General features: G+C 34.9%; 7 protein-coding genes. 1 reads left to right on the top strand and 6 read right to left on the bottom strand.

The window, feature by feature from the left end; all coding sequences use genetic code 11:
• Nucleotides 1–129: 129 nt before the first annotated feature.
• From ubiA to OZD62_RS00495, 5 genes are all read right to left on the bottom strand, one after another.
• A complete protein-coding gene (gene ubiA, locus OZD62_RS00515) occupies nucleotides 130–987 on the bottom strand; it encodes a 4-hydroxybenzoate octaprenyltransferase (RefSeq protein ID WP_275019203.1) in 858 nt (285 codons plus the stop codon).
• 3 nt (nucleotides 988–990) lie between these two features.
• Complete coding sequence (locus OZD62_RS00510) at nucleotides 991–1,389, bottom strand: ribosome-binding factor A (RefSeq protein ID WP_006279769.1); 399 nt, start codon at nucleotides 1,387–1,389, stop codon at nucleotides 991–993.
• A gap of 9 nt (nucleotides 1,390–1,398) precedes the next feature.
• Entirely contained in the window at nucleotides 1,399–3,723 is a 2,325-nt protein-coding gene (infB, locus tag OZD62_RS00505; RefSeq protein ID WP_070357031.1) for a translation initiation factor IF-2, read from the bottom strand.
• 9 nt (nucleotides 3,724–3,732) lie between these two features.
• The gene (nusA, locus tag OZD62_RS00500; RefSeq protein ID WP_070357032.1) at nucleotides 3,733–5,295 is read right to left on the bottom strand and encodes a transcription termination factor NusA; all 1,563 of its coding nucleotides are present in this window, start codon (nucleotides 5,293–5,295) and stop codon (nucleotides 3,733–3,735) included.
• Between the two features lie 88 nt (nucleotides 5,296–5,383).
• Nucleotides 5,384–8,458, bottom strand: coding sequence for an efflux RND transporter permease subunit (locus OZD62_RS00495; protein WP_275019202.1), 3,075 nt, complete (start codon nucleotides 8,456–8,458; stop codon nucleotides 5,384–5,386).
• Between the two features lie 175 nt (nucleotides 8,459–8,633).
• Between OZD62_RS00495 and OZD62_RS00490 the strand changes: the two genes are divergently transcribed.
• Nucleotides 8,634–9,356 (top strand): hypothetical protein, encoded by a 723-nt coding sequence (locus tag OZD62_RS00490; RefSeq protein WP_138264854.1) that lies wholly within the window; start codon nucleotides 8,634–8,636, stop codon nucleotides 9,354–9,356.
• Nucleotides 9,357–9,359: 3 nt separating this feature from the next.
• Here OZD62_RS00490 and OZD62_RS00485 read toward each other — a convergent pair.
• Nucleotides 9,360–10,004 (bottom strand): type I glutamate--ammonia ligase (locus OZD62_RS00485; protein ID WP_275019201.1); only part of this gene is annotated, 645 nt, incomplete at its 5' end.

Genomic DNA, 10,004 nt, shown 5'->3' with positions numbered 1-10,004 from the left:
GCAGATTGGCGAAAGCAAATACAATAGCTTCAGTTTCATGATAAGAGGGCTGGCGGAGTTTGTCAAGCAATTTTCGTTTCTGCGAGTACCTGAGTTTATTGACTTCATTAGAGCCAAAACTCTTGAGACCTAGGTGATAATTCTATCTAAAAGGATGCCAAAAAAGAGAAGCAACCCTACGTAGGAATTATTTTTAAATATGGACATGCATTGACTGGGATCGTCAGGATTGAAATTTTTGTATTGGCGGTGAAATATGCACCCTGCAGCAAGTAGAGCAATATAAAAAATGTTATTTAATGATGATAAGATACCAGCATATAGCCACGTCATAAGAGATATTAAATAAAATCTTTTCAACCAAGATTTTGTTGTATCACCAAAATATAATGCGGTAGATTTCATCCCGAGTTTTTCATCATCTTTTTTATCTTGATGGGCGTATATGGTGTCATAGCTAAGTGTCCAAAAGACGCATCCTATATAAAACAGCAAGGATTCTATACTGATCTGGTTTGTTATTGCTGCTGAGCCCATGAGCGATCCCATATTGAAGGTAAACCCTAAGAACAATTGTGGCCACCAAACATACCGCTTTAATAAAGGGTAAGTAGCTATCATACACATTGAGATTATTCCAAGTATGAGTGTAGTTTTATTAGTTAATAATAAGATTACCAGGGCAATAGACAGTAACAGTGAAAGTAAAGCTAAAGCCTGCTTTATGTTTAATGCACCACTTGCAAGTGGCCTATATTTTGTTCGTTCAACGTGCGCATCTATTTTTCTATCGAAGATATCATTGATTATGCACCCTGCGGGTCTCATTAAAAATGCACCTATAGTAAACAAAACAAGGAGAAAAAGAACCTGATACGATAGAGAAGTTGAGGCTAAAAGAATACCGCTCAAACTGGGAAATAGCACAAGCCACAAACCTGTTAAACTGTGCAACCTCATTAATGAAAAGTAATGGTTGAAATACATTAATTAAGTGTGATTATGTAATATTTTGCTTACATTAACAAAATTATCGAACGCTAAATCAGGCTTGAAAACTAACTCAGGTATAAATCGCAAATCAACATAACACAATATAGATTTACGTATTGACCATGCAGACTGGTTCATTTCATTAACAACAGTGTTAATATCACAATTATTCTCAGAAGGATCTCCAGTGCGTCTTTTTTCTGGATCTAAGTAGTCAGCTACTTGAATATTCAATGAAGATAACACAATATATACATCTGCTTTTTTCAAATCTTTACTTAATTTTACGTCAGATACCGCTACATTTTTATTGAACACCTTACCTTCCATTAGAACTCTTGATATTGCTCTATGCAATACCGATGCTATCTTTAGGTTTCTAATTTCCTTTTTCATATCCAGCTACTATAACACCCTTTCTTCTTGCACTAATTGATAAGCTTCCAAAATATCTCCAACTTTAATATCGACATTACCCTCTAGTGATACTCCGCATTCAAAGTTTACACCTACTTCTTTAACATCATCTTTAAATCTACGTAGTGCTTTTAACTTTCCTTCATGCACCAATTTGCCACCACGCATTACCTTAATTAAAGAATCTTTTCTTATGACTCCATCACTTACGTAACATCCAATGATATTACCAGCTTTAGATACGTTAAATATTTGCCTCACAGATGCAAAGCCAACACGAACCTCTCGTGTAACAGGCTTTAACATTTTAGTTAAATACATTCTCATGTCGTCAATGAGCTCGTATATTATGTTATAAGTATGTATTTCTATACCTTTTTGTTTTGCCAAGTCCCTTATTTTTGAGTCCACTTTTACATTAAAAGCTAAAATTACTGCACTTGATGCTTCTGCAAGCAGCACATCTGAATCTGTTATCCCTCCTACTGCTTTGTGTAGGATATTTAATTTCACTTGGTCTTTACCGAGTTTATCAATTGAACTTGATATTGCTTCAATAGAACCAGTTACATCGCACTTTAAAACTACAGATAGTTCTTCTGTTTCGCTGTTATTACGACTGAATATATCTAAATTATTGTCGCCCAAATCTTCTTTCTTTTTCTTGATTAACTCTAGCCTGTATTCAACAATTTCACGCGCCTGCTTTTCAGAATTTACAACAACAAATTTATCTCCAGCATTTGGTACACCATTTAGACCAGTAATTTCAATTGGAGCGGAGGGTAGTGCTGCTTTTTCTCTTTGACCGAGGTGATTAACCATACTACGTACTTTGCTGTATGTTGTACCAACTACCAATATATCACCAACCTTTAACGTTCCTTCCTCAACTATCAATGTGGCTGATATTCCTTTCGCTTTATCTATTTTGGATTCTATTACCCATCCAAGTGCTCGACAATCTTCTATTGCTTCTAGCTTCATTAATTCAGCGATTAACAAAATCGCCTCTTCTAGTTTATCTAAATTAGTTTTCTTTTTTGCTGATACTGGCATAATCATAACATCACCACCAAGCCCTTCAGGGATGAGATCATATTGAGGCAAACTATTAATTATTTTTTCTACATCACCAGGCTCAGATTTATCAATTTTATTAATAGCAACTATAATGGAAACATTTGCTGCTTTTGCATGATTTATTGCTTCAACTGTTTGTTTCATGATTCCATCGTCAGCTGCAACTACTATTACAACTATATTAGTAATATTGGCACCACGTGCACGCATCGCAGTGAACGCTTCATGTCCTGGTGTATCAATAAAGGTAATTTTTTGCTTATCTTTTGTCGTTATTTGATAAGCACCTATGTGTTGAGTTATGCCACCTGACTCTCTTTCTGCAACATTAGATTCACGAAATGCATCGAGCAATGAGGTTTTACCATGATCGACGTGTCCCATAAAAGTGACGATTGGTGGTTTAGGTTTTTTAGGCAGGCTTTCTCTGCCTTCTATAAAAAATAAATCTTTTTCTCTGTTGGTATCGCTCACTCGTTTAGCCGTATGATTAAATTTTTCCACTATTTCACATGCTATATCTGGATCCACCAGATCATCTACTCTATAACTCTCACCGACTTCTTCTTTGAACATTTTTAGCACACTCTTGCTATCTTCTGCCATGCGAATAGATAACTCCCTGATAGTTATTTTGTCTGGTATAATAACTTCTCTTGATATATTTTTACCCTTAGTAAACTTTGACTTTCTACCTCTTATACCAAACCTTTGCTTAAATACAGGGGGTTGTTCAGTTTTTTCATCTATTGCCTGTGCAATTACCAGTTTAGAATGCTTAGAATATATATCTTTGTTGACTTTAAAAGACTTTTTATCGTTGTCCTCATGGTCAATACTATCTTCTTTTGGTTCAACTAAGTGGGTATTACTTAAAACTTGCTTATTTATTTCCTTAGATAAAGCGTCCGCTTCATTTTTCTCGTCAATCTCTTTATTGCTGTCTTCTTTTGCTGTTTTCTCTTTTTCTTCTCTCTGATTTCTTTCTTTCAGCAAAGCAGCATTCTGCACAGCATTAATGCGAAAAATTTGTTCTTTCTCTGTTAAAGAACATAATTTACTCTCGTCAAATAAATTATGTTCTTCTGCATCATGAGATTTTTTTCTTCTTTTTTTTACTACTGTAGCTCCAGTACTTGGGCTAGCTGAAGAGTTTAAATTGAGGTCTAATTTAAGCTTGCTTAAACCTTGGAGCGTTAATTTTTTATCACTGATATCTTCATTATTCATATTATTTTATTATATTAATCCAAGCTTTTTACGTGCTTCTATGATTATTGAATCTACTGTATCTTTTAGATCTTCTTTGCTATCGGATGAGGAAGAGAGTATGCTGCAAAACTCATAACTTGATAAATCTGCTATGTCCTCTAAAGTCTTAATATCATGCTTACTAAGAGCAATTTTATTGTCTATTGATAAAGTTAAATTGATTACATCATCCTCCATACCTAAACTTTTTAGCTCTTCTATTTTTCTATCATTTTCTGCTTTCAGGTACTTATTTGCTCTATTGTGAAGTTCGTTTGCAATATCTTCATTAAAGCCCTCTATTGAAGCAAGCTCTTTAATTGAAGCGCTAGATATGTCTTCTACACTTGAAAAACCTTCTGTTACCAATAGCTGACCCATAATCTCTTCTAAGTTTAAAGCTTCAGCAAATAAAGCTGAACATTGACTAAGTTCTTTACTTCGCCTTTCTGATTCTTGCTGAGTGCTTAATATCTCAATTTTCCATCCAACAAGCTCTGAAGCTAATCTTACATTCTGGCCCTTTTTTCCTATCGCTAAACTCAATTGATCTTCAGCAACTATTAACTCTATGCAATTTTCATTTTCATCAATAATAACCTTCGATACTTCTGCAGGAGTAATGGCTTTAATAACGAATTGACCCAAATCTGAGGAGTAATTTATAACGTCAATTTTTTCACCATTTAATTCGTGTATAATAGTTTTTATTCTATCTCCCTTAACTCCAACACAAGCACCTACTGGATCAATGTTCTTGTCGGGAGAGAAAACGGCAACCTTAGACCTTGAACCAGCATCTCTAGCTATACCTTTAATTGTCACTAATCCGTCAGCAATTTCTGGTATTTCTTGATTTAATAATGCCTCCAAAAAGCCTTCATGAGTCCTAGAAAGAATAATTTGACGTCCATCATCAGAGCGCTTAACAGTCTGTATGTAAGCTTTAACCTTATCACCTTCACGAAATGATTCACCACCAGTTAAATTTCGCAATGGAAGATATGCCCTAGTGCCATTTATGTCTATAATAAGATCTGAATATTCTACTTGTTTAACAATACCATACCTTATTTCTCCCACTTTATCTTTAAACTCCTCATATTGCTTTTTTGACTCTTCATCTTTAATTACTTGAGCAATCTTTTGCTGGGCAATTCTTGCTGAAGCAAGATCAGTGTTAAGAGAGAGCAATTCACTAACAGTATCTCCAACTTTTGCATCTCCTTTTATTAATTTAGCTTGTGTAAGCGTAATTGATTCACACTCAGTATTCTCTTTTTCATTTGATTCATCATCAATAACTTTTAGTTTTCTATATGAAGTAACTTTGCCTGTGTTTCTATCTATATCAACTACAATTTTACTTTTGCTACCATATTTTTGATGAGCCACTGCTTCTATAGCACTTTCTAGTGCCTTTATTACAACATCAAAATCTAAACCTTTTTGAAGTGAAAGCTCTCCTGCTGTTTTGATTACATCAAGGCTTCCAACTATGTTATTCTTGTTACTTTTCTGCTTAACACTGCTTTTACGATTAGCAATCATAATAAATAAATCCAATGTAATTAGTTATAATTATAGCTCCAACGGGCAAAGAACACTATCTTAAATGTTAAATGATTGCTAATTTAAGTCAAGTTTTTTCATGTTTTTGTATAACAAGCAACGCAGGAGTAAAGAATAAAGTTAAAACCGTTGCAGCCAATATTCCACTTGCTATGGTTGTTGAAATGTCAACCCACCACTGGCTTGATGGAGCATCATATGTGATTTGTAGCGTAAAAAAATTGATATTTAACCTGGTAATCATCGGTATTAAACCAAGAACTGTGGTTGCAACGGTAAGCAATATTGGCCTAACGCGAGAAATTGCAGCGTTTATTACACATCGCTTGATGTCATTTTTGTGTACCTTAATTTGATGATGAAAGGCATCAAGCAATAGTATGTTATTATTCACTATAATTCCTGCCAAAGCAATTATCCCCACTCCACACATAACAACTACGAAAACTTGTTGGATAAGAAAGAAAACAAAAAACACACATGTTGTGGATAAAAACACTGCTGTCATTACGATAAATGTATGGTATACATTATTAAACTGTGTCACTAATACCAATATCATTAGTGTAATCGCTAATATAAAAGCCTTTAACAAAAATGCTCCTGATTTTTGTTGATCTTCTTTGTCGCCTTTAAAATCAATTTTTACTCCCTTGTCCCAATCCTGGGCAATAGAATTCTGAATGAACTTTACTCTTTCATCAACAAGATAGCCAGTATCAACGTCAGCAGAGATTGTCACTGTGCGTAATCCATCAATCCTGTTTAGTTTGTTTACCTTTTTTTCGGGAGCATATTTTACTATGTTGCTCATAGGATACGGGCCATTAACTGTATTGATAAAAAGATTGTCTATAGTCTTCATATTGCGGTCCTTTCTGGGGAAACGGAGTACAATATCGATTTCTTCATCCGTGTTATTTGGTCTATATTTTCCAATCAATACTCCATTTGTAACCATCTTTATAAAATCGCCAATGGTTGCAACACTTACTTCAGAGCTTGCAGCCTTACTCTTATCAACACTCATATTCCACTCTATTTCAGGTGCTGATCTGCTATCTTGAATATTTATAAACCCGGATGAAGGTTGGTTCATAATTTCTAGAATTTTCTCTGCTGCTAAATTCAAACTGGATACACTCCCGCTGAGGTTAATTTGTATTGGCTTGTCAGCCGACGGTCCTGGCTTTTCCTCTTGAACATTAATTATTATTCCTTTCATGTCTTGCACACTGCTCCTTATATCATTTAGTATGTGCTTAGCTTTGCGCCTGAAGCGCCAATCCATAAGTTCTAGTTGTATTCTGGCGATAACGTTGTCTGAAAATGCTCCTGATCTAGCATAAGAAACATGAATTTCTTTTTCAATGCTCAAAATGCGTTCTTCCACTTCTTTGAGTATCAGATCTCGTTCTTTGGCTGATAAGCTTTCTTTTGCTTTAACACTGATTAAAATATTATCTGAATCCACTTTCGGAAAAAACTTTACTCCAGGACCAAAAGTAAAGTACAGCACACTAAATGAAAACAAAACGAATACAGTAGCACATACGAATTTTTTAGGATGATCCAAAACCTTCTCTAGCATGCGTACGTAAGCTCTTATTATAGGCCCAGCATTTTTTATTTCACCACTTTCTATAGCACTCATTTTTTTTATTTCTTTTTTTGAAGTTATCGAAGGCTTACCAAATATTGCACCAAGTGTTGGTATAAAAACCAAAGCCATAATGAGCGATCCAGTCAAAGTTAGGATTATTGTAATTGGTATGTACTGCATGAATTTACCAACAGTATCAGGCCAGAATAATAGAGGAAAAAACACTGCTAATTTAGTTAACGTTGATGATAGAACCGGATAAAACATATCACGAACTGAAGTGTAAAAAGCTTCTACTTTGTCCATTCCGCAGATCATCTTTCTATCGGCATATTCGCTGATCACAATTGCATCATCAACCAGCATGCCAACAGCCATAATTAAACTGAAGAGCACAACGATATTTAAGGTTATACCCATAAAGTAAAGAGCTATTATCCCAATGAGAAAGGAACCGGGTATCGAGAGTGCCACAAGAATAGCAATCCTTGTTCCCATAGAAAGCATCATTATGATCAATATTAACAACACAGCAAATATTATGCCGTTTTCCAAGTCATCAAGCACATCGCGGACGTTTTTTGACTGGTCGTTTAAGTACACCACTTTTAAATTTTCAGGTAATTGATCTTTTGCCTTATCCATTAAGTATTTTACTTGATTTACTGTGTCTATTATGTTTTTTCTGTTACGTTTTGAAATTCCTAGCACGACACTAGGTAATCCATTAATGCGAGCAAATCCTTGGTGATCCTCAAACCTAGGGTATACTTTTGCTATATCTTTGATTCTCAAAACTGCATCGCCTTGAGATCTAATAGGAATATTCATAATATCTTCTATATCTTTTAATAACCCTGATATTTTAATCGAATATTTACCGGTATCATTTTCCAGTGACCCAGCTCCCACTATTCTGTTATTGCTTGATATAGCTTGGAATATTTCGTTTGATTGAATGTTATATTTTGTTAGAACTGTGGGCTCAACTATCACTTCCACTGTTTCTTTACGCATACCTGCCACTTCAACTTTGAGAACATTTGGCAGAGATTCTATTTCTTTCTTTAGCTTGCGTGCTATTTCAGTTAAGGCTCTTTCTGGCAAATTACCAATTAAGCCGACATTGAGTATCGGAAATAAGCTCAAGTTTATTTCATTGATTATCGGAGATTCCGCTTCAACAGGTAACTTCGATTTTATGTTTGAAAGCTTTGAACGGACATTATCGAGCACTTCTTTATTATCATACTCTGTTCCAAATTCGAGTATCATGTGAGCACCATCATTAGTTGCAAAAGCTCTCAATTCTCTTACACCTTCGATGGATCTTAGTTCATTTTCTATAGGAAGCACTAATAGCTTTTCACTATCTTGAGCAGAAATCCCAGGAAGTCCAACAAACACGCTGATTATAGGAATCTGTATACCAGGATTGCTTTCCCTTGGCATTTTTACATAAACGTATGAACCGAAGATAAAAATTACTATAAGTAATAATACCACCGCCCTGTTTCGCTCTATGAGTAAGCTCTGCATGTTGAATGTTAGCTGAATATGTGCGTTTGTACAATATTATAGTCGAGATACATTGCATATTAATTAATCCTTGTGTAGCTTTAAAACTTTACGCAAATAATTAAAATTTTTGCAAAATTGCAAGTATAAGAAAATTTCTGTATAATAATTCTAGAGCAGTATTTGAGAGGTTATTATGGTGGCAATTCTAAATATAACAAAAGGCAAAAATAAAGTTATTGTGTCTGGATTAGCTGGAGCTTTATCAGCTTTAATATTTTTAACAGCAATCCACATTGCCGCAAAGATAGCCATTATCGTTTCTGCTGCTGCAGTTACTTACTTATTACTTTCGCTGATTCATAAAATAAGAACTAAAAAAGAACAGCCTGCTGAAATTACTGGTGTTTCAGGAGATGAAGGTGAAGAAAAAGGTACCGTAAAAGAACCAAAAAGAACTGAAACTGAGCTAGCAGAAGAAATAATAAGGAAAAGAGCAGAAGAGCGCATGGAGAAAGGATCACTTGGTGGCCCTATAAATGCGTTTGGCGAACCAATTCTTGATGAATTTAAGAACACTGAAGGCAGTCATTCTGCTGATTATACAAAAACTATGGTAGTACCTGAGAAAATTATTCTTGACATGTCAGATGATAGAAATCCTGCACAAAATAACTCTAGCTCTATAAAGAATCAGATGAAATCTCTCCCTGAACACATGGATGTATCTGGTAATCCACTTCCTGAGCAGCCACCGAGCAACCTTACCAATATAGGGCTTGGATCATCTAAAAGTACGCAGAAACTATCTGCTGCAGACTTGCTATTACAGTATGGGAATGTAAATAATGATGTGAGGAAAGTGCTAGAATGGCCAATTACCTCAAAGGAGTTTAATGGGTTAGGGTTTAACAGGTAGTTGCTATATCAAACTCTCCATCTTATATTGAGGATCAGATGCAATGCCATACACTCTATTTGGCGGAGCAATTTTGTTCTCTATACCAAAAACTATACCTTCAATTATTGCTGTGAGTACTTTTTCAAGGTTACAATCTGTTCCAGGAACACGGTGCTCTAGGCGGCATCTTTTGGAATCGTTGCCAAAATAGGGAATTCTTATCGCAGCAGTTCTGTTATTTACTCCCCAACTAATCGTAGTTGGAGTGTGAATATCCGGATACTGAAATCTTAAATATGAATCATCATTTGGAGCAAAAAACAACATATGTTTTTTCATCATTGCACATAATCCACCAATACTATGAATCAGATAGTCACTGTACTTTTGCTCATTGATATAAAATAAGTTACCGTTATTTGAATTCACGAGATTAACATGCACATTTAATGCACTGCCTGCTCTATCCAAATAAGGCTTTGCTTTAAAAGAAACATTCCCACCTAGTTTTTGTGCTGTTTCAGTAAGTGATTGTTTTGCTAACTCAAAATGCTTAATTAAATTGTAGGAGTTCGTATAACAACCACTTTTTATCTCATACTGATGTGTAGAATTCTCCTTCTCGCAAGAAAATTCAAGAGATGCTATTTTATTTTTGATGCTATT

It is taken from the genome of Wolbachia endosymbiont of Drosophila seguyi (assembly GCF_028981765.1).
GTDB classification, from domain to species: domain Bacteria; phylum Pseudomonadota; class Alphaproteobacteria; order Rickettsiales; family Anaplasmataceae; genus Wolbachia; species Wolbachia pipientis.
The sequence above is the reverse complement of the archived record's forward strand: the minus strand, read 5'-3'. Positions and strand labels throughout refer to the sequence as shown.